The following is a 26,912-nucleotide window of genomic DNA, read 5'->3' on the forward strand; positions in this document are numbered from 1 at the left end:
GACGGCAGACCGACCGGCCACGTACCGGGCGGTCTTCGCCGTGCGCGAGTTCCGTCCGCTCTTCGGGTCCTACCTGCTGTCGACCATCGGCGACGAGCTGGCCCGCCTGGCGCTGACCGTGCTGGTCTACCAGCGCACCCAGTCCACGCTGCTCTCGGCGGCGACCTTCGCGGTCAGCTACCTGCCCTGGGTGCTCGGCGGGCCGGTGCTGGGCGTGCTGGCCGACCGGTTCCCGCGGCGCACCGTGCTGGTGGCCTCCGACGTGCTGCGCGCCCTCCTGGTGGCCTGCATGGCGCTGCCGGGCACGCCGTTGCCGGCGTTGCTGGGGCTGCTGGTGCTGGTCTCCTTCTGCGCGCCGCCCTTCGAGGCGGCCCGGTCCGCGCTGACGGCCGACATCCTCACCGACGACCGTTACGCGGTCGCCACCTCGCTGACCGGCATCGTGCTGCAGCTCTCGCAGGCGGTGGGCTTCCTGGCCGGCGGTGTGCTCATCGCGGTCTTCTCACCCTCCACGGCCCTGCTGGTCAACGCCGCGACCTTCGCCGTCTCCGCCCTGTGGCTGCGCGCCGGGCTGACCCAGCGGCCGGCGCCGGTCCCCGACGACGAGGAGGAGGTGGCGTCCCCGCTGGCCGCGGCGCTCCAGGGGCTGCGGCTGGTCCTCCGCACCCCGCGGCTGCTGTCCATCGTCGTCCTGCTGTGGGTGGGCGGGGTCTTCCTCAGCGCACCCGAGGGCATCGTCACGCCGTGGTCGGTCGAACTCACCGGGAGCACCGCGGCCGTCGGGCTCCTGCTGGCGGCCAACCCGGTGGGCGCCGTCCTCGGCGGGGTCCTCATCGGCCGGTTCTGCCCGCCGTCCCTGCGGGAGCGGCTGGTGCCCGGGCTGGTGGCGACGTCCTTCCTCGGCACCGCGGTCGCCGGCGCCCTCGCCCTGCTGGCGCCCGACGGGGTGGCGCGGGACGCCGGCGTCGTGGTGGCCCTGTTCGTGTCGGGTGTGGGGTCGGCCTGGTCGATCCCGCTGAACGTCCTGTTCGTCCAGGCCGTGCCACCGGAGTACCGGGGCCGGGCGTTCGCCATCGCGGTCGCGGGGCTGTCCGCGGCGTCGGGGGCGGGGATCTTCGCCGGCGGGGCCCTGGCCGAGGTGGTCGCACCCAGCGTGGTGGTCGCCTGCGCCGGCGTCGTAGGGACCGTCGTGGCCGTGGCTCCCCTGGTGGCCCTGCGCCGCACCCGCCCGCCCGCCGACGCCCGCGTTGCGGGACCATCGGGGGCATGAGCGAGTCGAGTCGGCCCCTCCCCTCGGCGCGCAGCTTCTACGCCGAGGTCGGCGGGGCCCCCGTGTTCCACGACCTGGTCGCGCACTTCTACCGCGGGGTCCGGCAGGACCCCGTGCTCGCCCCGCTGTACCCCCAGGACGACTGGGACGGCGCCGAGGAACGGCTGCGGCGCTTCCTCGAGCAGTACTGGGGCGGACCCACCACCTACTCCGAGCAGCGCGGCCACCCCCGGCTGCGGATGCGGCACGCCCCGTTCGCCATCGGCGAGGCCGAGCGGGACGCGTGGCTGTCGAACATGCGGGCGGCGGTCGACTCCCTGTCGCTGACGCCCGAGCAGGACGCCCAGCTGTGGGGCTACCTGGAGATGGCCGCGCGCAGCATGCAGAACCGCTGGACCGAGCCGACCGAGGGGGACCTCTCCCCGTGAGCACCGCGAGCACCCCGACGGCCACCGACTGGTGGCGTGAGGCCGTCTTCTACCAGGTCTACATCCGCTCCTTCGCCGACGGCGGGGACGACGGGGTGGGCGACCTCGCCGGCCTGCGGGCCCGGCTCCCCGAGCTCGTGGCCCTCGGTGTCGACGCGCTGTGGATCAACCCGTTCTTCCCCTCCCCGATGGCCGACCACGGCTACGACGTGTCCGACCCGCGCGACGTGGAGCCGGTGTTCGGCGACCTCGCGGAGTTCGACGCGCTGCTGGCTGAGGCACACGGCCACGGCATCCGGGTGACCATCGACCTGGTCCCCAACCACACCTCCGACCAGCGCGACTGGTTCGTCCAGGCGCTGGCCGACGGTCCGGGGTCACCGGCCCGGGCACGCTACGTCTTCCGGGACGGCACCGGCCCCGACGGCGCCGAGCCGCCGAACAACTGGCCCTCGATCTTCGGTGGCCCGGCCTGGACCCGGGTGCCCGACGGCCAGTGGTACCTGCACCTGTTCGCCCCCGAGCAGCCCGACCTGGACTTCACCCACCCCGAGGTGCTCGAGGACCTCGCGCAGACGCTGCGCTTCTGGCTGGCCCGCGGGGTCGACGGCTTCCGGATCGACGTGGCGCACGGGATGGTCAAGGCCGACGGGCTGCCCGACGTCGACTTCGACGAGGCCGGTCTCTTCGACGACCACGGCCCCACCGACCCGCGGCTGGACGTCGACGGGGTGCACGACGTGCACCGGATGATCCGCCGCGTGCTGGACGAGCACCCGGGCGCGATGACCGTCGGTGAGGTGTGGGTGGCCGACGACGAGCGGCTGGCCCGGTACCTGCGCCCGGACGAGCTGCACTCGGCGTTCAACTTCCGGTTGCTGACCGCCGACTGGGACGTCGAGGAGCTGCGGGACGCCGTCGTGCACTCCCTCGCCTCGGTTGCCGGCACCCCCGCCCCGCCGTGCTGGGTGCTGTCCAACCACGACCGGCCCCGGCACGTCACCCGTTACGGCGACGGCGAGCTGGGCACCCGCCGGGCCCGGGCCGCGGCCCTGCTCCAGCTGGCCCTGCCCGGGATGGCGTTCGTCTACAACGGCGACGAGCTCGGCATGCCCGACGTCGACCTGCCCGACGAGGCCCTGACCGACCCGGTCTGGACCCGCTCCGGGCACACCGAACGGGGCCGCGACGCCTGCCGCATCCCGGTGCCGTGGTCCGGCGACGCCCCGCCCTACGGGTTCACCGCCGGGACGACGACCTGGCTGCCCATGCCCGAGGGCTGGGCCGGTCTCACGGTGGCCGCCCAGGCGGCCGACCCCGACTCGGTGCTGTCGCTGTACCGAGCTGCGCTCCAGCTGCGTCGCACGCCGCTGGCCAGCGGGGACGTGCACTGGCTGACGGCGCCGGAGGGCTGCCTGGCCCTGCGCCGGGACGGCGGACTGGTGCTCTGGCTCAACCTGTCCGGTGCCCCCGTGGCGCTGCCGGAGGGACGTCTCGTGCTGGCCAGCGCACCGGTGGTGGAGGGCCTGCTGCCGCACGACGCGGCCGCCTGGCTCGAGGGCTGAGCGGACCGCCGTCCCGACGGGCGGCGGCACCCGGCACGGGTAGCATCCGTACCGGTACAGGACGTCACGACAACCCTCTCGGAAGGCCGCCCGCATGGCCCTGCTGCAGGTGGTCGGACTGACCCACTCGTTCGGCCCGCGCCGCGTGCTGCGCGGGGTGGACCTGACCGTGGAGCCCGGCGAGGTGGTCGGCCTGGTGGGCGCCAACGGCGCGGGCAAGTCCACCCTCGGGGACGTCGTCGCCGGCATCACCGCCCCCGACGGCGGGTCGATGAGCCTGGCCGGACGGCCCTACGCCCCGCTGTCGCCCGAGGACGCCCGGCACCTGGGGGTCGGGGTGGTCGAGCAGCTGGTGCGCATCGACCCGACGCTCACCGTCGCCCAGGCCCTCACCCGCCGCACGGGCACCGCCGGGCTCACGCCCGAGGCCGTCCGCGAGGAGGCAGCCGCCGTGCTCGCCACCGTCGGGCTGGACCTGGACCCCGACCTGCCCGTCGGCGACCTTCCCCGCTTCGTGCACGGCCTCGTGGAGGCCGCGCGGGTGCTGGCCGAGGACACCCGGGTGGTGGTGCTCGACGAGGTGTCCGCGGCGCTCACCGGGTCCGAGGTCGCCGCGCTGCACGCCGTCGCCGGCCGGCTGCGTGCCCAGGGCCGCGGGGTGCTCTACATCAGCCACCGGCTCCCCGAGATGCTCGAGGTCGTGGACCGCGTGCTGGTCCTGCGGGACGGCGTCATCGCCGCCGACAGCCCCGCCGCCGGGCTGGACCCCGCCCGGCTGGCCGCGGCCACCCTGGACGGCGCGGCCCTGGTCCCGCGCCCCCGCCCCCCGGTCGACGCCGCACCCGTCCGGCTGCCCTCGCGGAGCCCGCGGCGGGTCTCCACCGCCACCACCGAGGTGGCGCTGCGCCTGCGCGGTCTCCGGGTGGCGGGCCACGTCGAGGGGGTGGACCTCGACGTGCACCGCGGCGAGGTGCTCGGCCTGACCGGCGACCGCACCTCGGGGCTGCGCGAGCTCGCCGCCGCCCTGGCCGGCCTCGTGCCCGCCAGCACCGAGCAGGGCCCGCTCACCCTGCGGCTGCCCACCTACGCCCCGGACGACGACGCCTACGGCGTGGACCCGGGCGAGACCATCGTCCGCACCCTCGTGGACGAACCGTGGGGGCGCCCGACCGACCTCAGCACCGAGATCGCCTCGCTGCGCGGGGTGATCAAGACCGTGCACGAGCTGCACGTCAACACCGGGAGCATCCGCACCGTGTTCGGGGCGCTCTCCGGCGGGGACCAGCACAAGCTGGCCCTGGCCCGGTGGATGGCCGACGCGGGCGAGGTGGTGGTCGTGCACGAACCGACCCGCGGGCTGGACCTGCGGTCCCGGCGCGAGGTGCGGCGGGTCGTCGAGGAGGCCACCGCGCGCGGCACCGCGGTCGTGGTGGTCTCGGTGGACCCCGACGAGCTGATGGAGTTCTGCGACCGGGTCGGGGTGCTGGCCGGCGGCCGGCTCGTCCGGTGGGTCGACCCGGTCGGGTCGGACCCGACCGCCGTCCGCGACCTCGTGCTGGCACCGACCGGCTGAGCGGTGCGGTGGGGGTCGTCCCGGTCCCCCCGGTCCGGGACGACCCCCCGGGGTCAGACGGCGATGGCGCCGGCGACGCTGCGCAGCTTGTGCCGGGCCAGCGCCAGGTTCGCCGTCGTCCGGTTCAGCACCAGGTAGACGAACAGGCCGCTGGTGCCCGCACCCTTGAGCACGTTGATCAGGTGGTACTGGGTGCGCAGGGTGATCAGCACGTCCTCGATCTCGTCGTCGAGCTCGATGTCGGTGATCGTGCGCAGCTTGGCGCGCACCACGTTCGAGTTGCCGGCCGCAGCCACGTTCAGGTCGAAGCCGGGGTTGCCGCCGGCCGCGAGGGCCATGCCGCTCTCGACGTCGACGATGGCGGCGCCGCTGGCGCCCTCGATGGCCAGCAGGTCGGCGATGACGGTGTCCAGTTGTGCCACGGGGAGTGCTCCTGTCGTCGGGGTGGGGGGTCGCGGCGGTGCGCCGCGGTCCGGGTCGACGGGCGACCCGGGACGTCCGGTGGAGCCGGACGGGTCAGGGGGTGCCGGGGCCGACCGGGGCGGCGCGGGAGACGGACGGGGAGCCGCCGGGTCCGCTGCGGGGTCCCACCAGGACCGCCACGCAGCACGCCAGCCGGTCGCCATCGTCGATCCACCTGCCCTGTCGACCCCCGTGCGTGACCAGCCAACTGCGCTCCGCCGATGGGTGCAACTCCTGTCTCGGATGCCCAGGTCAGCGCGGCGGGCCCCGCCCCACCGGGCGGCGACCCCGGCGTGGTCGGGTACTTTTCCGCCGACCGGGACGCACGGTCCCACCCCGCCGTCGCAGCCGGAGGCACGCACCTCGTGAAGACCAGGGACCTCGCACTCGTCGCGCTCTTCGCCGCCCTCACCGCCGTCCTCGGCCTGGTGCCGGCGATCGACGTCGGGCCGGTGCCGATCACCGCCCAGACCCTCGGGGTGATGCTCGCCGGCTCGGTGCTGGGCGCCCGCCGCGGCTTCCTGGCCATGCTGCTGTTCCTGGTCCTGGTGGCCGTCGGGCTGCCCGTGCTGCCCGGTGGCGGGGGCGGACTGGCCGTCTTCGCCGGCCCCACCGCCGGCTACCTGCTGGCCTGGCCCGTCGGTGCCGCCGTGATCGGGTTCGTCACCGAGCGGGTGTGGTCGCGCTACAACCTGGCCTGGGCCGTGGTGGCCAACGTCGTCGGCGGCATCGTGGTCGTCTACGCCGTCGGCGTCACGGTGCTCGCCCTGGTCCTGGACCTGTCCTTCGGTGCCGCCCTCGCCTCCGGCGCGGTCCCGTTCCTGATCGGCGACGCGGTCAAGGTCGCCATCGCCAGCGTGGTCGCCGTCCAGGTGCGCCGGGCCTACCCGGTGATCGAGCGGCCCCGCCGGGCGGCCACGGCCCCGTGAGACGCCGGCGGTCGGCGTCCGACGGCAGCACCGCCCCGGCCGCCGCCGCCGACCCCGCGCGGGGCATCGAGCTGCGGGACGTCGGGCACGCCTACGGCGAGCGGACCGTCCTCACCGACCTGACGGTGACCCTGCACGAGCAACGGGTCGGCGTCGTCGGGGCCAACGGCTCGGGCAAGTCCACCCTGGCCCGGCTGCTCAACGGCCTCGTGCTCCCCACCAGCGGCGAGGTGCTGGTGGACGGGCTGTCCACCGCCACCGAGCTGCGCGCCGTCCGCCGCCGGGTCGGCTTCGTCTTCCAGGACCCCGACGCCCAGATCGTGCACCCGACGGTCGCCGAGGACGTCGCCTACGGACTGCAGAACCAGGGCGTGCCCCCCGCCGAGCGCGCCACCCGGGTGGCCGAGGCGCTGGTCCGGTTCGGGCTCGACGGGCACGCCGACCACCCCGCCCACCTGCTCTCCGGTGGGCAGAAGCAGCTGCTGGCGATCGCCGGGGTGGTCGTGATGCGCCCGCACCGGATCGTCTTCGACGAGCCCACCACGCTGCTCGACCTGCTCAACACCCGCCGGATCGCCGACCTCATCACCACCCTGGACGAGCGGGTCGTCGTGGTCACCCACGACCTGGACCTGCTGACCGACTTCGACCGGGTGCTGGTCGTCGACCGCGGGCGGATCGCCGCCGACGACGCCCCCGCACCCGCGCTGGCGGCCTACCGGGCCCTGATGGACGCCCGCCGGTGACCCTCGCGCTCTACGTCGCCTCGGGCAGTCCGGTGCACCGGGTGCCCGCCGGGGTCAAGCTCGCCCTGCTGGCTGCTGGCAGCCTGCTGCTGTTCGTGTTCGCGTCCTGGCCGGTCGTGCTGGGCGGGCTGGCCGTCGTGCTGCTGGTCGGCCTCGGCCTGGCCGGACTCCCCTCGGCCGTGTTGTGGCACCAGGCCCGGGCGGTGCTCTGGGTGCTGCTGGCCCTGCTCGTCGTGCACGTGCTCGTGGACGGCTGGCGCGTGGGCCTGACCGAGGGCGGGCTGGCCGTGACCCGGTTGCTCACCCTCGTGCTGGCCGGGGCCGTCGTCACCGCCACCAGCCGGGTCAGCGAGATGGTCGAGGTGGTCGAGCGGGTCTGCTCGCCGCTGCGGGTGTTCGGGGTGCGCCCGGCCCGGATCGGCCTGCTCGTCGCCATGACGCTGCGCTTCATCCCGGTGATCAGCGAACGCGCCGCCCGGATCCGGGAGGCCCAGGCCGCCCGCGGTGGGGCAGGCCGGGGGCCGCGGGCGCAGGCCCGGATCGTCGTCCCGCTGCTGGTGCAGGTGCTGGTGCTGGCCCACACCCTCGCCGAGGCGCTGGACGCCCGCGGGGCAGACTCCGAGGCGTGACCCCCACCGTCGTCGCCATCCACCTGGCCCCCGAGGCGGCTGCGCCCATGGTGTCGGTGTCCGCCGCGCAGGCGCTGCCCGGCGTGGGGCTGGCCGGTGACCGCTACGCCCTGGGCGGCGGCACCTGGGCGGACTGGCCCGACGGGGAGAAGCAGCTGACCCTCGTCGACGCCGACGCCGTCGCCGAGGTGGCCGCCGAGCTGGGCGCGCCGTTCACCCCGGCCGACACCCGGCGCAACGTGGTGACGCGCGGCATCGACCTGCCCGGCCTGGTGGGCCGGTGGTTCGTGCTCGGCGACGTGCTCGCCTTCGGGATGAAGCGCTGCCCGCCGTGCCGGCACCTGGCCACGCTGACCGGTCTGCCGCTGGTGAGGCCGATGGCCCACCGCGGCGGCATCAACGTCCGGGTCTACTCGGCCGGGACCATCGCGGTCGGCAGTGCGGTGCGGGTGGTCTCCGACGCCGAGGCCGCCTCCCTGGGCGCTCCGGCCGACCGCCCGGTGCCGGTCTAGCCGCTGGTGGGCAGCGGGCCCTCGTCCAGGTGCGCGCCGATGAACTCCTTCTCGTCGGCGGTGAGCCGGCGCGGCCGGTTCAGCGCGAAGTCCACCGGGACGAGCAGCGTGCTGCCGGTGACGGCCAGCCGGCCGTGGTCGAAGAGCTCGTAGTGGCAGGTGAAGGCCGCCGCGCGCACGTCGGAACACCAGATCTGCACCTCGAGCGGCGCGGCGTCGTAGACCACCGACCGCTTGTAGCTGATCTCGTGCTTGGCGACGACGATGCCGCGGCGCAATCCGGTGATCTCGTCGTGGGTGGGCTGGTCGAAGAACAGCGCCACCCGCGCGGACTCGAAGTAGCCGAGGAAGGCGACGTTGTTGACGTGCTGGTAGGCGTCCATGTCCGACCAGCGCATCGGGACCTGCACCGAGAACCTCACGGACGCACACCCTGCCGTACCCCGGCCCGCCCTACGGTGCGGGGGTGACCTGGACGGCGGGCGACCGCGGCGTGGTCGAGCTGCCCTCGGGCCGCCTGGTGCGGGGACGCGGTCTGCGCGAGGAGCTCCCCGACCCCGGGTTCGGGCTGGTGCTGCTGGGCCGGGACCGCCCGGTGCGCTGGGCGCACCGCTGGGTGGCGTGGCCGGACTTCCGGCTCCCCCGCTCCCCCGCCGACCTGCGGGACGCGCTGGTCGACCTGCTGTCCCGGGCCGCCACCGAGCGGGTGGAGGTGGCCTGCGCCGGGGGCACCGGCCGCACCGGCACCGCCCTCGCCTGCCTGGCCGTCCTGGACGGCGTGCCGCCGGCCGAGGCGGTCGCCTGGGTGCGGACGGCGTACCGGCGCCGCGCGGTGGAGACCCCCGCCCAGCGCCGGTTCGTGCAGGACTTCCTCCGCCCAGGTCCACACGTCGAGTGACAGCTGCGCGGGGTCCGGACGCCCGGGTGACCCCGCTCAGCTGTCACTCGGCGAGGAGAGGCCCGAGCGAACCGACTGGAACGGCCCCTAGTCGCGGCTGAGCTTGCGGTAGGTCGCGCGGTGCGGGCGGGCCGCGTCGGCGCCCAGGCGCTCGATCTTGTTCTTCTCGTAGTCGTCGAAGTTGCCCTCGAACCAGAACCACTGGGAGTCGCCCTCGTAGGCCAGGATGTGCGTCGCCACCCGGTCGAGGAACCAGCGGTCGTGGCTCACGACCACGGCGCAGCCCGGGAACTCCAGCAGCGCGCTCTCCAGACTGGTGAGCGTCTCGGTGTCCAGGTCGTTGGTGGGCTCGTCGAGCAGCAGCAGGTTGCCGCCCTGCTTCAACGTCAAGGCGAGGTTGAGGCGGTTGCGCTCACCACCGGACAGCACGCCGGCCTTCTTCTGCTGGTCGTGGCCCTTGAACCCGAACGCCGACACGTAGGCCCGGGAGGGCACCTCGACGTTGCCGACCTTGATGTGGTCCAGGCCGTCGGAGACGACCTCCCACAGGCTCTTGGTCGGGTCGATGCCGCTGCGGTTCTGCTCGACGTAGCTGATCTTGACCGTCTCGCCGACCTTGATCTCACCGCCGTCGGGGGTCTCCTGGTCGACCAGCATCTTGAACAGCGTGGTCTTGCCGACGCCGTTGGGGCCGACGATGCCGACGATGCCGTTGCGGGGCAGCGAGAAGGACAGGCCGTCGATGAGCACCCGGTCGCCGAAGCCCTTGACCAGCTTGTTCGTCTCGATGACCACGCTGCCCAGGCGCGGGCCCGGCGGGATCTGGATCTCCTCGAAGTCCAGCTTGCGGAACTTGTCGGCCTCCGCGGCCATCTCCTCGTACCGGGCGAGGCGGGCCTTGCTCTTGGCCTGGCGGGCCTTGGCGCCGGAGCGGACCCACTCCAGCTCGTCCTTGAGCCGCTTGGCGCGCTTGGCGTCCTTGGCCCCCTCGACCTTGAGGCGGGCGGCCTTGGTCTCCAGGTAGGTGGAGTAGTTGCCCTCGTAGGGGTAGGCCCGACCGCGGTCGAGCTCGAGGATCCACTGCGCCACGTTGTCCAGGAAGTACCGGTCGTGGGTCACGGCGACGACGGTGCCGGCGTACTTCTCCAGGTGCGCCTCCAGCCAGGCCACGGACTCGGCGTCCAGGTGGTTGGTGGGCTCGTCGAGCAGGAGGAGGTCCGGCGCCTCGAGCAGGAGCTTGCACAGCGCCACGCGGCGACGCTCACCACCGGAGAGGACCCGCACGTCGGCGTCGCCGGGCGGGCAGCGCAGGGCGTCCATGGCCTGCTCGATGCGGTTGTCGAGCTCCCAGCCGTCGGCGTTCTCGATGACCTCCATGAGGTCGCCCTGCTCGGCGAGCAGCGCGTCGAAGTCGGCGTCGGGCTCGCCCATCGCGGCACTGACCTGCTCGAAGCGGGTGAGGGCGTCGCGGACCTCCTTGACGGCCTCCTCCACGTTGCCGCGGACGTCGAGGTCCTCGTTGAGCGGCGGCTCCTGCTGCAGCATGCCCACGGTCGCGTCGGGGGCCAGCGTGGTGTCGCCGTTGGAGGCGTGCTCCAGGCCGGCCATGATCTTCAGGACGGTCGACTTGCCGGCGCCGTTGGGGCCGACGACGCCGATCTTCGCCCCCGGCAGGAACGCCAGGGTCACGTCGTCGAGGATCACCTTGTCTCCGTGCGCCTTGCGCGCGCGGACCATGGAGTAGATGTACTGGGCCACGGGAGCCTTCCGTCGGGATCGGGGATCGTGCTGGTCTCAGCGGTGGGGGCGACCGACCAGGGTCCGCACGCCACACCTGCACCCCAGTCTCCCAGCCCCCGGCAACCCCGATGGCGCCGGGACCGGGAGACCCAGCCCCGGCACCGGCCTCAGAACGGGGCCGCGCCCGAGTCGGCGAGCTCGCCGGTGCGGGTGTCCACCGGCTCCCCGTCCTCGGTCGTCGTGTAGGCCGTCGGGTCGACCTCACCGGTGTCCCCGCCCTCGGGACCGCTGGCGGGCTGCTCGGCGGCCTTCGGGGTCCGCTTGAACACCGCGCTCCCGCGGCCCAGGTCGTGCCCGACCGCGAACGCCCGGACCACCGGGCGGCTGCGCTTGGCGCCGTCGACCTCGTACTCGGAGGTGGCGATCTTCCCGGTCACCACGACCGGGTCGCCCTTGAAGACGCTCGAGGACACGCTCGCTCCCAGCGCGCTCCAGGCGTCGACGTCGACGTAGAAGGTGTCGCCGTCGACCCACTGGCCGGCGGCGGAGTCGAAGTAGCGGTCGGTCGCGGCCATCCGGAACTTCGTGACCTCACCGGTGCCGGCCCGGCGGCGGACGGGTGAGTCGACGACGTTGCCGACGACGGTGATCTGGGTCTGGCTCATGGCGGTCCTCCGGGTGGTCTCGCCGGCGACGGCCGCCGGTTCCCCCTGACCTTGGGTCCACCCGGGCCGCCGGAGCCCGGCCCCGACCGTTCTGTGGACGACACCCCGGATGTGGACGGCGGCATGCACGTCGCGCCGGGACCGGCTAGGGCGGATGGGATGATCGGCGCCGCCGAGCGCCCGTAGCTCAGCGGATAGAGCAGGGGCCTTCTAATCCCTTGGTCGCAGGTTCGATTCCTGCCGGGCGCACTTTGAATCACCAGGTAGAACGGTTAGCGGTCCGTGGCCCGTCCGAACGACACAGCCCCGTGAGCCACTCCTGGGCGACACCCCGCCCCAGAAATCAGATCTACAGGGCTCGTCCCATCCCCGCTGCAGCCCTTGCGTCCTTGCATTGATCAGCCCCATCATGGCCGGGCAACACCCGCTGGTTCCTTGGCACTCGTCAGAGGCGAGTGCACGGCAAAGCCCAAGGACGCGAGCGCCGGCAGGACGGGTGCCGATCCTGGACGACGACCTGCTGCACGACGTGGGTACCTACCTGGCCGCCCACCCACGGCGTGACGAACTAGACGCCCCGTTGTGGCCCGGCCGTGGGCGCCGGGGGTCTGGACTACGGCAGCGCCGACGCAGACCACCTGTGGGACGCATTGCTGTTCTACAAGACGGTCTACCGCCCGGCCGTGGCCGCCGTGGGCCTGCCCGCCGAGTCGTTCACTGGAGTGCGGTTCCACGACCTGCGGCACACCTGCGCCAGCCAGTGGATTGCGGACGGCATCGACACGTTCTTGGTCAGCCCTTGGCTGGGCCATTCCAGCGTCGCCTTCACCGACAAGGTCTACTTGCACACCCCGAAGGAGCCGGACTACGCCGCCGCGCTCGCCAAGGTGCGGGCCGCCAGAGCAGCGAGCACCGCCTCCTGACCCGAGCAGCCGTGGTCCACGTAGGGCGCTGACGACCTAGCGTTTGAACTTGCCAGGGAGGAGCTTCGTCAGCGATGCCACTTTCTCCCGTGCGTGCTTGTACTCCATTCCTGCCAGCCGGGGCAACCACCTCAGCTTCTCGCGGACGGACCCGTTGAACAGGGGCAGAGATAGCTCGCGTTGTTCGAACCACGCGCGTTGCTGCGATTCGGCACGCCAAGTGGCGACCATCCAGACGTAGCCAATATGGCATCCGTAGTCGATTCCACTGAACCTGCCCTCGGTGGTGTAGGCGGGGGCGGGCAGTAGACCGATGAAGTTCATCAAGCCTTCCCCACCACGATCATGTCGGCGCATCACGCGGTCGGCTGAGACCCCACGCCAGTTTCGAGCCATAGAGAAGCCAATGCTGGGGCAATTCTGGCTTCCATCGAGGAACTGCACCAATTCAGCCGGCACTAGGAGATTCTGCGCAGCGAGCATGCACCCCAACTGCTTGCCGAAGTAGCGTGCGAGATTGGCCGCCCCAACTTTCCAGTCTTCACCGAAAACTTCGGTCCAATCTAAACTTGACCGCCCACCCAGCCAAGACCCGTTATCGAAGAGGAAAGCCTCGAACTCGTCGTAGGCGTAGTCGAAGGGCTGACTGCGCGAACCATTACAGTTTGCGCATAGATTCTTCGGCCACTTCACCTGCACGCCCTTTGAAATGCTCTTGAGGGTTCCGGAATAGTCGTTGCTGACCTTGAAGACATTGGTGGGACCCTTCCCGGCCGCGACCCGACGCAACGATGAGTGCTTGAACCGATGCTCCTGCGTGTCGGCCTTGCTGCCGCACCACCAGCACTTGTCGGATGGCGGTATGCGGAGGTGGTCGAGGTCCGGATTGTGAGCTAGCGGGCCGCGCCTCTTCGGACCTGTCGCATCTCTCCTGCCAGCATCGGCGCTTTCAGCGGCAGGTGGCGTCACCGCCTCGCCATCGTGCGGCGGTGTGGTCATCGACCTTCTCGCAGCCTCTCGTTCAGCGCGGCATGGGCTTGCTCCTGCAAGAAGGCGGCCAGGTTATGTAACTCCCCCGCCCCATTGCTCCGACCGTAATAGGTCGCCAAGTCGTCGATGTACCTAGCGGCCATCTTCGCCACGTTCGCTACTACTGCGACATGGGCGTATTCCTCCATGTCTGACCGGAAGGACATCCCCGCCCCAGATATCCGCTCTTGCGCGGTGGCGGTCAGGCGGCCCCTTTCGGACCAAAGCGCATGATGCGATCGCCCGCTCCACTGACTGTAAAGCGCGGCGCCTTCTTCGCCGAAGACGGTCCGGATGGCGACGCTGTGGTGGAATCGCTCGGGTGGTCGACCAACCACCTGCAGACCGGGCATGGCCCCCTCCTTGTGAACTACGACAAAACCAGCTCCCTGAACCAAGGACTTCGTCTCGGCAAGAAGACGGGGGGCTTCGCCAGCTCGGTCGTTATGGGCGGACGACCACAACTCGAGAAGGGTTACCCTGCGCAGAAATGCGTCAACACCCGGAGCCGCCTCGACCAGCCAACAAGCAGTAGCCACTCCTTCCAGAATCGACCTGGCAATCGTGAATGCGGCTCCGCCGGGCCATCTTTGGTACGCATCGAATGGTTCACCTTCATAGTGGGGGCCGGGGTCGCCGCTGGTGTAGGTCAGCGCCAGCGCGCCAACATGTTGTCGTACCCGAATGCCGACGCTCGCGAGAATGAACCCACCGATGCGGAGGAGAATCTCCTGCGCCGTCGCCGGGGCATCGCCTTCCTGCTCGATTTCTTCCATCATCTGAAACGCCGGGGCGTCATGGGAGCGGCTCTCGTCTTGGCCGCACGCCGTGAGCGAGTCGTAGATGTTGCGGTAGGCGGTATGCAGGAACTGCGTAACCGTCAGCGACTCGCTCATCCTCGGAACGTACGTCCCGCTACCGACAATTTCTGCACAGACGGACGGGCTGGTTCTGCACCGTGGTGGCACACCGACCACGGAGGTACACCGCCATGCTGGGCAGCACCGTCTTTTACACCCCCGACCCCGTCGAACTCGCCGTGCTCGGCGCCTTGGTCGCAGGTTCGATTCCCGCCGAGCGCACCACGCAGGTCAGGACGGTGGCGCGAGGCGCCGGTCCCAGGAGGCCAGCACCGCGGTGAGAGCCGTGTCGCTGCCCGCGGCGCCCAGCAGCGCCAGCCCCACCGGCAGGCCCTCGACCAGCGCGGCCGGCGCGACCGCCGACGGCAGCCCGCCCACCCCGGCCAGGCAGGTCAGCCGCAACGTCGCCGCCCGGTAGACCGCCTTCCGCTCCGCCGGCGCCGAGACCGGGGGCGCGGTCGAGCTGGCCGCCGGCAGCAGCACCGCGACGCCGAGACCCACCCGCTCGCGCAGCGCGGCACGACCCTCGGCGAGCACCACCTCCGCCACGGCGACCACGTCCGGCCCGGCCGCGGACCCGTCGGCGAACCGCTGCGCGATCCCGGGCCCCAGCACGCCCGGGTTCGCCTCGATCCACGCCCCGTGCGCGGCCCACGCCTGGGCGCCCTGCACGGTCCGGAACGCGGTGAACCACCTCTCGTGCTCCTCCGGCGTCACCAGCTGCGCGCTGCGCACCGGCAGCCCCGAGGCCGCGGCCAGCTCAGCCGCCGCCGACGTCAGCGCCGACGCCACCGCCGCGTCGGCCAGGGCCACCAGGTCGGTGGCCAGCACCAGCGAGGTGATCGGCGCGGCGTCCGGCAGCAGGACCGACGCCACCTCGTGCAGCAGGCCGGCGTCGCGGGTCAGCCAGCCCACGGTGTCGAACCCGGGAGCCAACGGCAGCACCCCGTCCAGCGGCAGCGACCCGTGCGTGGGCCGCAGCCCGTGCAGCCCGCAGTACGACGCCGGCACCCGGATCGACCCCGCCGTGTCCGTGCCCAACCCCAGGTCCGCCTGCCCGCGCGCGACGGCCGACGCCGGACCGTTGGTGGAGCCCCCGACCACCAGCCCCGCACCCCAGGGGTTGACCGGGCTGCCGTGGTGCACGTTCGTCCCCGACAGGCTGTAGGCCAGCTCGTCGGTGCGCGCGATGCCCTGCACGTGCGCGCCGGCGGCGAGCAGGTCGGCCAGCACCGGGGCGTGCGTGGCCGCCGGCACGGCCTGGGCCAGCCGCACCGGGTTGCCCGCGCCGACCGGATGCCCGGCGACGTCCAGCAGGTCCTTGACCGCGACCGAGACCCCGTCCAGCGGCCCGGCCAAGGTCGGGGCGACCAGCGGCGATCCGACCACCCGCCACGTCGCCGGGTCGGCCCGCTCGGACTCGGCGTCGGCCGCCGTCCGGGTCGAGGGCACCGGGCCGGAGCTGACGTGCGCCACCCGGACCTGCCAGCCCGCGGCACCCCGCTCCCACACCTGGGTCTGCAGGCCCCGGGTGCCGTCCGGGCGCAGCGTCTCGGCGACCGCCGTCGCCAGGTCGGCGGTGTGCTCGACCACGTGCAGGGCGGTCACCGTGCGCGCCGGTGCCCCGCCCCGGCCGCGGCGGTAGTCGCTGATCGCGGCGTGCGAGACCAGCACTCCCCCGGCGTCGGCGCGCAGCGTGTCGTCCCCGGGCGCGAACAGCGCGTCGAGCTCGGGCAGGTCGTTGGCCCCCAGCGCGGTCTCGTACCGGGCGACCGCGGCCCGCACCTCGTCCGGGACGCTCACGCCGCGGTCAGGACGGCGCCCAGCACCGCGGCATCCGCGGCGTCCAGGGACGCCTCCGGGCCGGTCAGGATCAGGTCGGCGAAACCGCCGTCGTTCTCCATCACGGTGATCGTGTACAGCCGCTCGGTGGCCGAGGTGTTCACGATGTGGTGCACCGAGGTGGCTGGCAGCACGATCACGTCACCGGGGCCGAGGTCGGCGACGTGCTCGTCGCTGTGCGCCCGCGCCGTCCCGCGCAGCACGACGAAGGTCTCGGTCGACTCCTCGTGCGAGTTGTCCGGCTGGGAGCCGCCGGGCTCCCAGATCTCCAGGACGACGGTCGTGCCCGACCCGTCGGCCGGACCGGACAGCACGGCCAGCCGGACGGAGCGGTTGTCCCCGATGTAGTGCGGGGTGATGTCGGACAGCGACTTGACGACGGGGGCGATGGCCACGGGATCTCCTACGGGTGCAGGCCGGCGAGGAGCTCGGCCGAGGTGGTGGTGAAGCCGAAGCACTGCCGCACGTTGTAGAGCGTCGCGGCGGTGCAGAAGTCGGGGGACGTCGTGGCGCAGAGGTCCTCGACGAGGACGACGTCGTAGCCCAGGTTGGCGGCGTCGGTGAGCGTGGCCAGCACGCACTGGTCGGTGTTGACGCCGGCGAACAGCAGGGTGTCCACGCGCAGGTTGCGGAGCACCGAGTCCAGCGGGGTGTCGGGGAAACCGCTCATCCGGTACTTGGCGACGTGCAGGTCACCGGGCTCGGGCACCAGCTCGTCCACCAGCCCGGCCGACCAGGAGCCCAGCTCCAGCACCCGTGAGCCGCCGGGCAGCGGGTCACCGATGCCGGTCGAGGCGCCGTCGGGGTCGTAGACGTGCCGCACGCCCGGCGGCAGGTTGGCCCGGTCGGGCCGGTTGCCCCAGTTCAGCCACACGACCGGGACGCCGGCTGCGCGCAGCGGGGGCAGCGCGGCAGTCAGTGCGGCGACGGGTGCGGCGGCTCCGGAGACGTCGACGCCGATCGAGGCCAGCCAGCCGTCGGGGTGGCAGAAGTCGTTCTGCAGGTCGACCGCGACCAGCGCGGTGCGGGCCAGGTCCAGGGTCAGCCGCTGGGGCAGCGCGGCCACCTCGACCGGCCGGCACTCCACGACCGGGCGCCGCAGGTCGACGGCGTCGGGGCTCAACCCCCAGGCGTTGCGGCTCAATGCGTGATCATCCCGCCGGCCACGTTGAGCGCGTCCCCGGTCAGGTAGTCCGAGTCCGACGACGCCAGGAACAGCGCCACCCGGGCGACGTCCTCGGGCTCGCCGAGGCGGCCCAGCGGCGACCTCGTCGACCAGCGGGCGACGTCGGCAGGCGTCCGGGTGCCGGCGCCCATCTCGGTGAGCACGTACCCCGGGCACAGGCAGGTGGCGGTGATGCCCAGCGGGCCGAGCTCCTCGGCGGTGGCCCGGGTGAGGCCGATGACGGCGGCCTTGGACGCCGCGTAGTGCGCCTGCCCCGCGCCGCCGGCCTTGCCGCCCATGGAGGCGGTGTTGACGATCTTGCCGACGACGTCGCCGGGGCGCGCCGGGGCCCGCTCGGCCACCATCGCGGTGACGGCGACCTGGGTGGTCACCAGCATCGCCCGCACGTTGACGGCGAAGACCTCGTCCCACTCGTGCGGCTCGAGGTCCAGCAACGAGGCGAAGCGCAGGATGCCGGCGTTGTTGACCAGCACGTCGACCCCGCCCAGGGCGTCGATCGCCGTCGTCGTCGCCGTGCGGGTCGCCGCGACGTCGGCCAGGTCGACCTCCACGGCGTGCCCGCCCACCTCGGCGGCCAGCTTCCCGGCCTCGGGGGCCAGCCGGTCCACGATCGCCACGACGGCACCCTCGGCGGCGAACGTGCGGACCATCGCCGCGCCGATCCCCCGGGCCCCGCCGGTGACGACGACCCGCTTGCCGGCGAGCCTCACGACCGCGGGCCGGGGTCGAAGGCGGCGACCTCGGCGAACGCCTCCCCCAGGTAGGCCAGCATCGCCTCGGTCTTCTCCTTGCCGTGCTCGGCGGTGGCGGTGCTCGCGTCACCGATCACGCCGTCGGGGCCGAAGTCGTCCGACGTCCAGCCGAAGCTCACCGACCCGCCGAAGCGCACGTGCCGGTACTCGGTCAGCTGCTCGGGCACCCAGCGCTGCGCCTTCTCCATGTCCACCAGCTCCGGGCGCAGGTGCAGCATCAGCGAGGTCTCCTCGTGCCCGCCGTGGATGCCCAGGCCCAGCTCGCTCTCCGGGCTCTTCCCGCCGTGGTCGGCCGGCAGCGAGGGGTGCAGCGTGAAGGTGCGCAGGCCGTACGCGATCCGCAGGTCGCGGGCGGCCACCTGGAGCAGCGCGGAGTTGCCGCCGTGCCCGTTGAGGAAGGCCAGCCGGCGGGCCGGGGTCTTGGTCATCGACGAGCCGAGGTCGTGCAGCACGCTGAGCATGGTCTGCGCGGAGAGCCAGAACGTGCCGCAGCTCCAGTGGTGCTCGTTGCTCTTGGTGTAGGCCAGCGGCGGCAGCAGCCAGAGGTCGAGCTCCTCGCCGAACTGCGCGACGGCCAGCTCGGCCATGCTCTGCGCGGTGATCAGGTCGGTCGCGACCGGCAGGTGCGGGCCGTGCTGCTCGATGGCACCGGTCGGCAGCACGAGCACCGAGTCCGGGCCGAGCGCGTCGGCGATGGCGGGGGCGGAGAGCTCGGTGAGCAGTCGGACGGTCACCCGGCGGACGCTAGGGGCGGGTCGTTGCGCGCCGGTGACGGCGGCGTTCCAGCTGTCACCTGGGCGGAACACGGGGCTGTCAGGGTCGCCGCATGCTGACCGTGCGAGGAGCCGTGGCCGTGCTGGGGCAGGACGGGACCGGGGACCTCACCTGCGGGGACGACGGCCGGTTCGGGGCGACGTCCGGCGGCGAGGTGCTCGACGCCACCGGCTGCGTCGTCACCCCGGGTCTGGTCAACGCCCACCACCACCTCCTGCAGACCGCCTTCCGCACGCTGCCGGCCACCCGGGGCGTGCTGATGGCGCAGTGGCTGCCGACGATGGCGGCGGCCTACGCCGCGGTCGGGGTGGACGCCGAGCTGGCGCACGCCGCCGCGTCAGCCGGGCTGGCCGAGGCCCTGCTGTGCGGGGTGACCACGGTCGCCGACCACCACCTGACCTGGCCCACGCTCGCCGACGGCGGGGTGGGCATCGCCTCGGCCACGGCGACGGCGGCCCGTGAGCTCGGCGCCCGGGTGGCGTTCGTCCGCGGCAGCGCCCGGGACGACGCCGAGACCGCCGCCGCCTCGGCCGACGCGATCGCCGCGGCCCTGGTGCCGCACTCCGGGGTCGGGGGCGACGGCGTGACCGAGGACGGCGTCGTGCAGGTCGCCGTCGGCCCGGCCGGCGTGCACTCGGACTCCCCCGAGACCTTCCGGCTGATGGCCGAGGTCGCCGCCGCCCGCGGGCTGCGGCGACGCACCCAGGCCAACGAGCAGGTCGACGTGGTCATCGCGGTCGAGCGGTACGGCCGGCGGCCGCTGGAGCTGCTGGACGAGTGGGGCTGGCTGGCCCCCGACGTCACCCTGGCCCACCTGTGCGAGGTCACCGACGCCGAGGTCGCCCGGCTGGCCGCGACGGGCGTCACCGCCACCCACGCGCCCGGCTGCGACCTGCCGATGGGCTGGGGCATCGCCCCGGTGGCCGCGCTGGCCGACGCCGGAGTGACGGTCGGGCTGGGCACCAGCGGCGGCGGGTCCAACGACGCCGGGCACCTGCTGGCCGACGCCCGGCTGGCGATGCAGGTCGCCCCGCTGGTCGGCCGGCCGGTGAGCGCCCGCGAGGTCCTGGGGTGGGCGACCACCGGCTCGGCCGACGGGCTGGGCCGACCCGACCTGGGCCGCATCGAGGTCGGCGCCCGCGCCGACCTGGTGTGCTGGGACGTCACCGGGGTGGCCGACGCCGGGGTGGCCGACCCGGTCGCCGGGCTGCTGTGGGCCGCCCCCGGCCGACGGCCGAAGCACGTGGTGGTGGGTGGCCGGGTGGTGGTCCGGGACGGCCGGTTGGTGAACCGCGAGGAGTCCGACGTCGTCCGCGAGCTCACCACCCTGCTCACCGCCCGCCGGCGTTGATCAGCTCCGACGACCAGCGTGCGTCCTCCTCCACCGACGTCGGTGGAGGAGGACGCACGGTGGTGGCGGAGGACGAGCGTCGGCCGTAACGCCTCCGTCACGGTCGCGGGCGACAGTGCGGTCATGACGACGATGGTGGTGGTCGGCGGCGGGCACAACGGGCTGGTCTGCGCGGCGTACCTGGCCCGGGCCGGGCTGGCGGTCACCGTGCTGGAGGCCGGCTCCGAGACCGGCGGCTGCGCGGCGACCGTCGACGCGCTGGACGGCGCACGGGTCAACACCTGCAACTGCGACCACACGATGGTCCGGACGACGACCATCGCCGACGAGCTGGACCTCGCCGCGCACGGCCTGGCCTACCTCGACGTCGACCCGCAGGCCCTGCACGTGGGCTGGGACGACGCCGCGGGCCCGGCGTTCGTGCAGTTCCGGGATGCCGAGCGCACCCTGGACGCCCTCGCGGTCACCCACCCCACCCAGGTCGCCGGCTACCGGCGCTACCTGGCCGACGCCACGCCGGTGGCCCGGCTGCTGGTCGAGCTCACCTCGACCCCGCCCACCCCCGGCCGGGTGCTGCGGAAGCTGGCCGACCGCAAGGCGCTCGCGCTCCCCCGGCTGCTGGACTGGTCCCGGCGCAGCGTCGTCGACGTGCTCGGCCGCTACCTCACCGACGAGTTCCTGGTGGCCGGCGCGTTCACCACCGGGCCTGCGGTCTGGGGCGTCGCGCCGTCGACCCCGGGCACCGGACTGGGTGCCACCGGGATCGCGATGCGGCACCTGGTCGGGATCGGCCGCCCGGTCGGCGGCTCCGGTGCGCTGCCGACGGCGCTGCGCGGTGCGCTGGAGGCCGCCGGCGGCGTCGTCCGGACCGGCGCCCGGGTCGTCCGCGTGCTGGCGGAGGGTCCGCGGGTGCGCGGGGTGCTGCTGGACAGCGGCGAGGAGGTCCCGGCCGACGTCGTCGTCAGCTCGATCGACCCGCGCACCACCGTCGTCGACTGGCTCGGTCCGCAGCCGCCGTCCGGGGCCGAGGCGATGGTCGCGCGGTGGACCGACCGGGCTCAGCCCGACGGCTACGAGTCCAAGCTCGACGCCGTCGTGGGCACGCTCCCGGCGTTCCCCCAGGTCCACGACCTGCAGGAGCGGGTCGGCCCGTTCGACCCGCACGTGCCGACGACGACGCTGGCGCCGTCCCTGGCCGCCGTCGAGGCCGCGCACGCCGCACTGCCGAGCGGTGCCGTCGCTGCCCGGCCGATGGCGCTGGTCAACACGCCCTCCGTGCTCGACCCGACGATGCTCGTCGGTGCGGACCACGTGCTCTCCCTCGAGGTGCTCTGGACGCCGTACGCGGTCCCCGGTGGCTGGGCTGCGTCGGCCGAGCCGCAGCGGTGGCTGGACCTGCTGGCCGCCCAGGTGGGCCCGGGGTTCGCCGCCGGTGTGCGGCGCTGGCGGGTGGTCACCCCCGAGGACTACGAGCGCGACCTGGGCATGCCGCGGGGGTGGGCGCCGTCCTTCTCCGGCGGACCGCTCGCCGCCCTCGTCGGCCGGGACCCCGAGCTCACCCGGTACGCCACCCCGGTGCGCGGGCTCTACCTCACCGGCGCGGGCACCTTCCCCGGCGCCGGCGTGTGGGGCGCCTCGGGTCGCAATGCCGCGGCCGTCGTCCTCGCGGACGTGCAACGGGGCTGAAACGGCACCGCAACCCGCGGCGGGCAGCGTGCCCCCGGGGCCGCGCGAACGGCGCGAGCGGCCCGTGCGAGACCAGGACGACGACCCATGACCGCACTGCAGGAGCGCACCACCCGGCACGCCGGACCCGACCACCTCGTGCTCTCCGAGCACCCCGTCTTCCGACGGTTCTGGTACGTGGTGTGCGCCGTCGACGACGTGCGCACCGAGCCCGAGCCCGGCCGACGGGGCGCCGCCCCGCTGCACCGCCGGCTGCTCGGCACCGACCTCGTCGTCTGGCGCCCCGACCCCGACGGACCGGTCAGCGTCGCGCACGACCGCTGCGCGCACCGCGACGCCCCGCTGTCGATGGGCTGGGTGACCGACTGCCGCCTGGTCTGCGCCTACCACGGCTGGGAGTGGGACGCCGACGGCACGACCCGGCGGATCCCGCAGTTCCCCGACTCCCCGCACCCCACGAAGTCCGGGCTGACGATGGTGGCCAGCACCGAGCGCTACGGGCTGGTGTGGGTCTGCCTGGCCGGCGAGGACGAGGGCGGACCGATCGCCGACGTCCCGCACGTGGCCGAGTGGGACGACCCCGCCTGGCGCCAGGTGCCCGAGGGCTCCTGGGACTTCGACTGCACGGCCATGCACCTGGTGGAGAACAACATCGACCCCGGGCACGTCGCGTTCGTCCACCGGAACTCCTTCGGCAACCCGGACAACCCCGAGCTGACCGACCAGAACGTCGAGCGGACGCCGTACGGGCTCGTCACCTGGACCGACGTCCCGGTCGAGGGCCGCCCCGGGGAGACCGGTTCCACCGTGCGGCACACCTGGAGCCAGGTGCACCTGCCCTTCTTCATGCACCTGCTCATCCGCTACCCCGACGGCCTGGGCCACGTGATGCTCAAGGCGATCACCCCGGTCGACGACCGCAGCTGCGTGATCCACCAGGTGGTGCTGCGCACCGACACCGAGGCCGACCGCCCGGCCGCCGACATCCGCGCCTTCGACCACCAGGTGGAGCTGGAGGACAAGGACCTGCTGGACCGGCTGCCCGACGGGTTCCCGCTGGCCCAGCACCTCAACGCCCACGCCAAGGCGGACAAGAACAGCCTGCTGCTGCGCCGCATGTACACCGAACTGGTCACCGGCCAGTGGACCCCGGAGGCCTCCTGATGACCACCCTGCTCGTGCACGGCGCCACCCTGCTCACCGTCGACCCCGACCGCCCCGCCCCCTTCGTCGGCTGGTTCGCCGTCGGCGCCGACGGGCGGCTCACCGACGTCGAGCCGGGGACGCCGACCCCGGAGCAGCTCGCCGCCGCCGACGAGGTGCTCGACGCCACCGGCACCCTGATCGGACCGGGGTTCGTCAGCGCGCACAGCCACCTGTTCACCTCGGGCAGCCGCGGGCTGGGCATGGACGAGACGCTGTACGGCTGGATCGAGGCGATGCTGCGCTACGTCATGCCGGCCACCCCGGAGGACATGTACTGGTCGACCCGGCACGGCGCGCAGGACTTCCTGCGCAACGGGATCACCACCGCCTACGACTTCACCGACGGCGGGCTGCAGTTCGACAAGACGATCGCCAGCTTCGGCGACTGGATCCCCTCGGTGGCCCGCCAGGAGGCGCAGCTGCGCGCGAAGCTGGACGCCGGGTTGCGCAGCCTGCACTCGGTGATGCTGGCCCAGGGCGACGTCCCTCGGGCCGACGCCCTGGCGCACGTCGAGGACACCGTCGCGGCCGCGGCCGGCGCCGATCCCTCGCTGCTGCTGGGCGTCGCGGTCAGCGGCGCCGTGCAGTGGGCGCCGACCCCGGACACCGCGGCCCTGGAGGTCGAGGTGATGCGGCGGTACGGGCTGGTCAACCAGGCGCACTTCCTGGAGACCGCCGAGATGCTGGACCTGCAGCGGTCCAAGTTCGCCTGGTACGCCGAGGCCGGGGCGCTGACCCCGCAGCTGGTGTTCGGGCACTTCATCCAGACGACGCCGGAGATCATCGCCGCCGCCGCGGCCGGTGGGTGCGGGATGAGCTGGCAGCCGATGAGCAACGGCCGCCTGGCCAGCGGGGTGGCCTCGATCCCGGAGCTGCGGGCGGCCGGGATGCGGGTCGGCATGGGTCTGGACGACCAGTCGTGCACCGACGTCGCCGACCCGTGGAACAACATGCGCACCGGCATCGCGATGCTCCGCGCGCAGTACAAGGACCCGATGGCCGCCCCGGTCGCCGACGTGCTGATGATGCACACCCGCGGCGGTGCCGAGGCCCTGGGCGTGGACGGCGACGTCGGCTCGCTGCGGGTGGGCCGGTTCGCCGACTTCTGCGTCGTCGACCCGCGCAGGCCCGACACCGGGCCGGTCTGGGACGCCGTCGGCACCTACGTGCTGGCCTGCTCGCTGCGCAACCTGCGTTCGGTCTGGGTGGGCGGGCGCATGGTCGCCGACGGCGCGGAGCTGACCGACCCGCAGGCCGACGAGGTGGTCGACCAGGTGCACGAGCGGATGGCCCGGCTGGCCGCGGAGGTCGCGGCCCGGTGACGGCGGTCCTCCAGCCCGGCCGCGGGCCGATCGCGGCCGACACGTACCTGCCCTCGACCCCCGAGCACGTCCTCTGGGGCAGGCTGCCGTGCGCGGCGGACGAGCCGGTGCTCACCGTCGAGCCCGGGACGGCGGTCACCCTGGACACGGTCAGCCACGAGGGTGTCCTGGAGGACCAGGGCCGCGACCCGGCCGCGTTCTTCGGCCGGCACGGGGTGACCGAGGTGCTCGAGGACGCCGTGGCCCTGGCCACGAGCGCGCACCCGCACGAGTTCGGCGTCGACGGACCGCACGTGGTGAGCCGCCCGGTCGCGGTGCACGGCGCCCGGGTCGGCGACCTGCTGGCGATGACCGTGCTCGACACGACGCCGCGGGTGCCCTACGGCGTCATCTCCAACCGGCACGGCAAGGGCGCGCTGGCTGGCGAGCACCCGTTGGGCCGCGCCCCGGTGTTCAGCGCGTTCGCCGCGGTGTCCGCGGACGGCGGCCACGGGCTGCTGCCGCTCACCCCCGGCGCACCGCCCACGGTGCGGTTCCCGCTGCGGCCGTTCCTCGGGATCATGGGCGTCGCCGTCCCGGGGGCGGAGCGGCCGCACTCGGTCCCGCCGGGGCGGCACGGCGGGAACCTGGACATCGCCCTGCTGACGACCGGCAGCACGCTGTACCTCCCGGTGCAGGTCGACGGGGCACTGGCCTACGTGGGCGACCCGCACTTCGCCCAGGGCGACGGCGAGGTGTCCCTCACCGCCATGGAGGCCAGCCTGCGGGCCACCGTCCGGTTCGACGTGGTGCCGCGGGAGGACGCACTGGCCCGCTTCGGCGACCTCGCCGGTCCGCTCGCGGAGACGGCGGAGTTCCTGGTGCCCACCGGGCTCGACGAGGACCTCGACGTCGCGGTGGCCGACTGCGTCCGCGCCGCCGTCGCGCTCCTGCAGGCCGCGTTCGGCATGGACGCCTCGCTGGCCTACGCCTACCTCTCGGCGGCGACGGACTTCCGGATCAGCCAGGTCGTCGATGTGGTCAAGGGCGTGCACGCCACCATCAGGAAGGCGGACTTCCAAAAGGACCCCGCCGCCCCCCACCACGCGCTCCGCGCGCGGCGGGCCCCTGCGGCGGGGCCGACCTGCACACCGGACTCACCACGGTGATCTGAACCCGACCAGCCCGGCCTGCTCGGCCAGGCGGGCGACGGCCAGCGGGGTGCGGTCCTCCAAGTAGGCGCCCAGCAGCTGCGCCCCCACCGGCAGGCCGCTGTCCGCGCCCGGTCCGAGCGGGACGACGGTGGCCGGCAACCGGCCCAGGCTGGACATCCGCGCCCAGTCGCAGACGGTGTCGATCGGCACGTCCCGGCCGTCGACCTCGACGAGCTCCGGTGCCTTCCGCTCGTCGGTGTAGGCCGTCGCGGTGCGGGACACCGCCGGGCACAGCACCACGTCCACGCCGCCGAAGACCTCCGCCCACCGGGCCGTCGCCGCGCGCGCGGACTCCAGGTCGCGCAGCGCCGCCCACACCGACTGGTGGTACTGCGCGGGAGCGTCGGCGAGGTCCTGTGCGGAGAAGCCGTGCACCACCTCGGCCGCCTGCAGCCGGTGGTAGAGCGCGAGGTCCCCGGCCCCGCCCACGGGGGGCGCGGTCAGCTCGGTGACCCGGGCGCCGGCGTCGGCCAGCCGGTCGGCAAAGGCGCGGACCGCCGTCCGCACCTCGGGGTCGACGGGCAGCGCCGGGTCGTCGGTCCAGACCGCGACCCGGGTGCCGGCCAGGTCGGTGACCCGGGCCGGGGGCAGCCGCAGCCCCCAGCCCACCGCGTCCAGGCCCTCCACCCCGAACAGCACCTCGCTGAACAGCTCGGTGTCCGCCGCCGACCGGGCGAACGGCCCGATCGCGGACACCATCGGTTCCAGCAGCCCGCCGTCCGGCCAGGGCATGTTGCCCAGCTTGGACACCGCGCCGTTGCTGGGCCGGTGCCCGAAGAGCCCGCACCAGGCCGCCGGCACCCGCAGCGACCCGGCCAGGTCGCTGCCGAGGTCGGCCACCGCCAGCCCCGCCGCGACCGCGGCGGAGGAGCCACCGCTGGACCCGCCGCTGGACCGGGAGAGGTCCCACGGGTTCAGCGTGGCGCCGAACAGCTCGTTCTCGCTGTGCATGCTGGCCAGCCACACCGGCACGTTGGTCTTGCCGAGGACCACGCAGCCGGCGTCCCGCAGCCGCCGCACGCTCGGGGCGTCGGCAGCCGCGACCCGCCGGTCCTCGGCCCGGCCATGGGAGGTGGGCAGCCCGAGGGCGTCGACGGAGTCCTTGACCGTGATCGGCAGCCCGGCCAGCGGACCCAGCGGCCGGCCGGCGGCCCGGTCGGCGTCGATCCGGGCGGCCGCGGCCAGCGCGCCGTCGGCGTCGACCACGACGACGGCGTTCAGCACGGCCCCCGGCCCGGCGATCCGGTCCAGGTGCGCCCGGGTCAGCTCGACCGCGGACACCTCGCCGGCCGCCAGGGCGGCCAGCATCGTCGTCCCGTCGGCGAGGGTGTCCACGTCGATGTCGCCGGCGACGGCCGCGTCGGTCTGCAT

General features: G+C 73.7%; 27 protein-coding genes and 1 tRNA gene. 16 read left to right on the forward strand and 12 right to left on the reverse strand.

Annotated features, from left to right (window positions below; translation table 11 throughout):
* Window positions 1–40: 40 nt before the first annotated feature.
* The 4 genes from ASG36_RS02840 (at window position 41) to ASG36_RS02855 (ending at window position 4,836) form a co-directional block, all read left to right on the forward strand.
* Window positions 41–1,270 carry an MFS transporter gene (locus ASG36_RS02840; RefSeq protein WP_055759187.1) on the forward strand — a complete coding sequence of 410 codons (1,230 nt, stop codon included), beginning with the start codon at window positions 41–43 and terminating at the stop codon, window positions 1,268–1,270.
* Window positions 1,267–1,698 carry a globin gene (locus tag ASG36_RS02845; protein ID WP_055759189.1) on the forward strand — a complete coding sequence of 144 codons (432 nt, stop codon included), beginning with the start codon at window positions 1,267–1,269 and terminating at the stop codon, window positions 1,696–1,698. Before ASG36_RS02840 ends, ASG36_RS02845 begins: the two co-directional genes overlap by 4 nt.
* Window positions 1,695–3,263: a glycoside hydrolase family 13 protein gene (locus ASG36_RS02850; protein ID WP_055759192.1), complete on the forward strand. Its 1,569-nt coding sequence runs from the start codon at window positions 1,695–1,697 to the stop codon at window positions 3,261–3,263. Before ASG36_RS02845 ends, ASG36_RS02850 begins: the two co-directional genes overlap by 4 nt.
* A gap of 94 nt (window positions 3,264–3,357) precedes the next feature.
* Window positions 3,358–4,836 carry an ATP-binding cassette domain-containing protein gene (locus ASG36_RS02855; RefSeq protein WP_055759195.1) on the forward strand — a complete coding sequence of 493 codons (1,479 nt, stop codon included), beginning with the start codon at window positions 3,358–3,360 and terminating at the stop codon, window positions 4,834–4,836.
* Window positions 4,837–4,889: 53 nt separating this feature from the next.
* On the opposite strand, the gene ASG36_RS02860 is transcribed toward ASG36_RS02855, so the two are convergent.
* Complete coding sequence (locus tag ASG36_RS02860; RefSeq protein WP_055759198.1) at window positions 4,890–5,258, reverse strand: hypothetical protein; 369 nt, start codon at window positions 5,256–5,258, stop codon at window positions 4,890–4,892.
* Window positions 5,259–5,663: 405 nt separating this feature from the next.
* Here ASG36_RS02860 and ASG36_RS02865 point away from each other — a divergent pair, with 405 nt between their 5' ends.
* From ASG36_RS02865 to ASG36_RS02880, 4 genes are read left to right on the forward strand one after another with little or no spacing between them, the layout of a single operon-like run.
* Window positions 5,664–6,227 (forward strand): biotin transporter BioY, encoded by a 564-nt coding sequence (locus tag ASG36_RS02865; RefSeq protein ID WP_055762269.1) that lies wholly within the window; start codon window positions 5,664–5,666, stop codon window positions 6,225–6,227.
* On the forward strand, window positions 6,224–6,973 hold the full coding sequence (locus ASG36_RS02870; protein WP_082522739.1) for an energy-coupling factor ABC transporter ATP-binding protein: 750 nt from the start codon (window positions 6,224–6,226) through the stop codon (window positions 6,971–6,973). The genes ASG36_RS02865 and ASG36_RS02870 overlap by 4 nt, the downstream gene beginning before the upstream one ends.
* The gene (locus ASG36_RS02875; RefSeq protein ID WP_055759201.1) at window positions 6,970–7,602 is read left to right on the forward strand and encodes an energy-coupling factor transporter transmembrane protein EcfT; all 633 of its coding nucleotides are present in this window, start codon (window positions 6,970–6,972) and stop codon (window positions 7,600–7,602) included. The genes ASG36_RS02870 and ASG36_RS02875 overlap by 4 nt, the downstream gene beginning before the upstream one ends.
* Window positions 7,599–8,114 (forward strand): MOSC domain-containing protein, encoded by a 516-nt coding sequence (locus ASG36_RS02880; RefSeq protein WP_055759204.1) that lies wholly within the window; start codon window positions 7,599–7,601, stop codon window positions 8,112–8,114. The genes ASG36_RS02875 and ASG36_RS02880 overlap by 4 nt, the downstream gene beginning before the upstream one ends.
* On the opposite strand, the gene ASG36_RS02885 is transcribed toward ASG36_RS02880, so the two are convergent.
* Entirely contained in the window at window positions 8,111–8,536 is a 426-nt protein-coding gene (locus tag ASG36_RS02885; protein ID WP_055759207.1) for a thioesterase family protein, read from the reverse strand. The two genes, ASG36_RS02880 and ASG36_RS02885, sit on opposite strands and share 4 nt — an antisense overlap.
* Before the next feature lie 44 nt (window positions 8,537–8,580).
* Here ASG36_RS02885 and ASG36_RS02890 point away from each other — a divergent pair, with 44 nt between their 5' ends.
* Window positions 8,581–9,012 (forward strand): protein-tyrosine phosphatase family protein, encoded by a 432-nt coding sequence (locus tag ASG36_RS02890; protein WP_055759210.1) that lies wholly within the window; start codon window positions 8,581–8,583, stop codon window positions 9,010–9,012.
* An 87-nt stretch (window positions 9,013–9,099) separates the two neighbouring features.
* Here ASG36_RS02890 and ettA read toward each other — a convergent pair whose 3' ends face one another.
* Both ettA and ASG36_RS02900 read right to left on the reverse strand, forming a co-directional pair.
* Window positions 9,100–10,770, reverse strand: a complete 1,671-nt coding sequence (gene ettA, locus ASG36_RS02895) for an energy-dependent translational throttle protein EttA (RefSeq protein ID WP_055759213.1) — start codon at window positions 10,768–10,770, stop codon at window positions 9,100–9,102.
* A gap of 149 nt (window positions 10,771–10,919) precedes the next feature.
* Window positions 10,920–11,417, reverse strand: a complete 498-nt coding sequence (locus ASG36_RS02900) for a single-stranded DNA-binding protein (protein WP_055759216.1) — start codon at window positions 11,415–11,417, stop codon at window positions 10,920–10,922.
* Window positions 11,418–11,593: 176 nt separating this feature from the next.
* Here ASG36_RS02900 and ASG36_RS02905 point away from each other — a divergent pair.
* Window positions 11,594–11,666 (forward strand) — tRNA-Arg (locus ASG36_RS02905).
* Window positions 11,667–12,010: 344 nt separating this feature from the next.
* Entirely contained in the window at window positions 12,011–12,340 is a 330-nt protein-coding gene (locus tag ASG36_RS02910) for a tyrosine-type recombinase/integrase (protein ID WP_055759219.1), read from the forward strand.
* Between the two features lie 36 nt (window positions 12,341–12,376).
* Here ASG36_RS02910 and ASG36_RS21735 read toward each other — a convergent pair whose 3' ends face one another.
* The 7 genes from ASG36_RS21735 to ASG36_RS02945 form a co-directional block, all read right to left on the reverse strand.
* On the reverse strand, window positions 12,377–13,339 hold the full coding sequence (locus tag ASG36_RS21735) for a hypothetical protein (protein ID WP_157498526.1): 963 nt from the start codon (window positions 13,337–13,339) through the stop codon (window positions 12,377–12,379).
* Window positions 13,336–14,265 (reverse strand): hypothetical protein, encoded by a 930-nt coding sequence (locus ASG36_RS02920; protein WP_055759225.1) that lies wholly within the window; start codon window positions 14,263–14,265, stop codon window positions 13,336–13,338. The genes ASG36_RS21735 and ASG36_RS02920 overlap by 4 nt, the downstream gene beginning before the upstream one ends.
* A 195-nt stretch (window positions 14,266–14,460) precedes the next feature.
* Window positions 14,461–16,032 carry an AtzH-like domain-containing protein gene (locus ASG36_RS02925; RefSeq protein WP_055759228.1) on the reverse strand — a complete coding sequence of 524 codons (1,572 nt, stop codon included), beginning with the start codon at window positions 16,030–16,032 and terminating at the stop codon, window positions 14,461–14,463.
* Window positions 16,029–16,466: a cupin domain-containing protein gene (locus tag ASG36_RS02930; protein WP_055759232.1), complete on the reverse strand. Its 438-nt coding sequence runs from the start codon at window positions 16,464–16,466 to the stop codon at window positions 16,029–16,031. The genes ASG36_RS02925 and ASG36_RS02930 overlap by 4 nt, the downstream gene beginning before the upstream one ends.
* Window positions 16,467–16,474: 8 nt before the next feature.
* Entirely contained in the window at window positions 16,475–17,215 is a 741-nt protein-coding gene (locus ASG36_RS02935; RefSeq protein ID WP_055759235.1) for a cysteine hydrolase family protein, read from the reverse strand.
* Entirely contained in the window at window positions 17,212–17,967 is a 756-nt protein-coding gene (locus ASG36_RS02940; RefSeq protein WP_235494510.1) for an SDR family NAD(P)-dependent oxidoreductase, read from the reverse strand. Before ASG36_RS02940 ends, ASG36_RS02935 begins: the two co-directional genes overlap by 4 nt.
* The gene (locus ASG36_RS02945; protein ID WP_055759238.1) at window positions 17,964–18,743 is read right to left on the reverse strand and encodes a creatininase family protein; all 780 of its coding nucleotides are present in this window, start codon (window positions 18,741–18,743) and stop codon (window positions 17,964–17,966) included. Before ASG36_RS02945 ends, ASG36_RS02940 begins: the two co-directional genes overlap by 4 nt.
* A gap of 92 nt (window positions 18,744–18,835) precedes the next feature.
* On the opposite strand from ASG36_RS02945, the gene ASG36_RS02950 reads away from it, so the two are divergent.
* The 5 genes from ASG36_RS02950 to ASG36_RS02970 all read left to right on the forward strand — a co-directional run bounded on the left by ASG36_RS02950 (window position 18,836) and on the right by ASG36_RS02970 (window position 25,496).
* Window positions 18,836–20,134 carry an amidohydrolase family protein gene (locus ASG36_RS02950; protein ID WP_055759240.1) on the forward strand — a complete coding sequence of 433 codons (1,299 nt, stop codon included), beginning with the start codon at window positions 18,836–18,838 and terminating at the stop codon, window positions 20,132–20,134.
* A 123-nt stretch (window positions 20,135–20,257) separates the two neighbouring features.
* On the forward strand, window positions 20,258–21,820 hold the full coding sequence (locus tag ASG36_RS02955) for an NAD(P)/FAD-dependent oxidoreductase (RefSeq protein WP_055759243.1): 1,563 nt from the start codon (window positions 20,258–20,260) through the stop codon (window positions 21,818–21,820).
* An 87-nt stretch (window positions 21,821–21,907) separates the two neighbouring features.
* Complete coding sequence (locus tag ASG36_RS02960; RefSeq protein ID WP_055759246.1) at window positions 21,908–22,984, forward strand: aromatic ring-hydroxylating dioxygenase subunit alpha; 1,077 nt, start codon at window positions 21,908–21,910, stop codon at window positions 22,982–22,984.
* On the forward strand, window positions 22,984–24,348 hold the full coding sequence (locus tag ASG36_RS02965) for an amidohydrolase family protein (RefSeq protein ID WP_055762277.1): 1,365 nt from the start codon (window positions 22,984–22,986) through the stop codon (window positions 24,346–24,348). The genes ASG36_RS02960 and ASG36_RS02965 overlap by 1 nt, the downstream gene beginning before the upstream one ends.
* Window positions 24,345–25,496, forward strand: coding sequence for an acetamidase/formamidase family protein (locus ASG36_RS02970; RefSeq protein ID WP_082522742.1), 1,152 nt, complete (start codon window positions 24,345–24,347; stop codon window positions 25,494–25,496). The genes ASG36_RS02965 and ASG36_RS02970 overlap by 4 nt, the downstream gene beginning before the upstream one ends.
* On the opposite strand, the gene ASG36_RS02975 is transcribed toward ASG36_RS02970, so the two are convergent.
* Entirely contained in the window at window positions 25,485–26,912 is a 1,428-nt protein-coding gene (locus ASG36_RS02975; protein ID WP_055759249.1) for an amidase family protein, read from the reverse strand. The two genes, ASG36_RS02970 and ASG36_RS02975, sit on opposite strands and share 12 nt — an antisense overlap.

It is taken from the genome of Geodermatophilus sp. Leaf369, from assembly GCF_001424455.1.
Taxonomy (GTDB): domain Bacteria; phylum Actinomycetota; class Actinomycetes; order Mycobacteriales; family Geodermatophilaceae; genus Klenkia.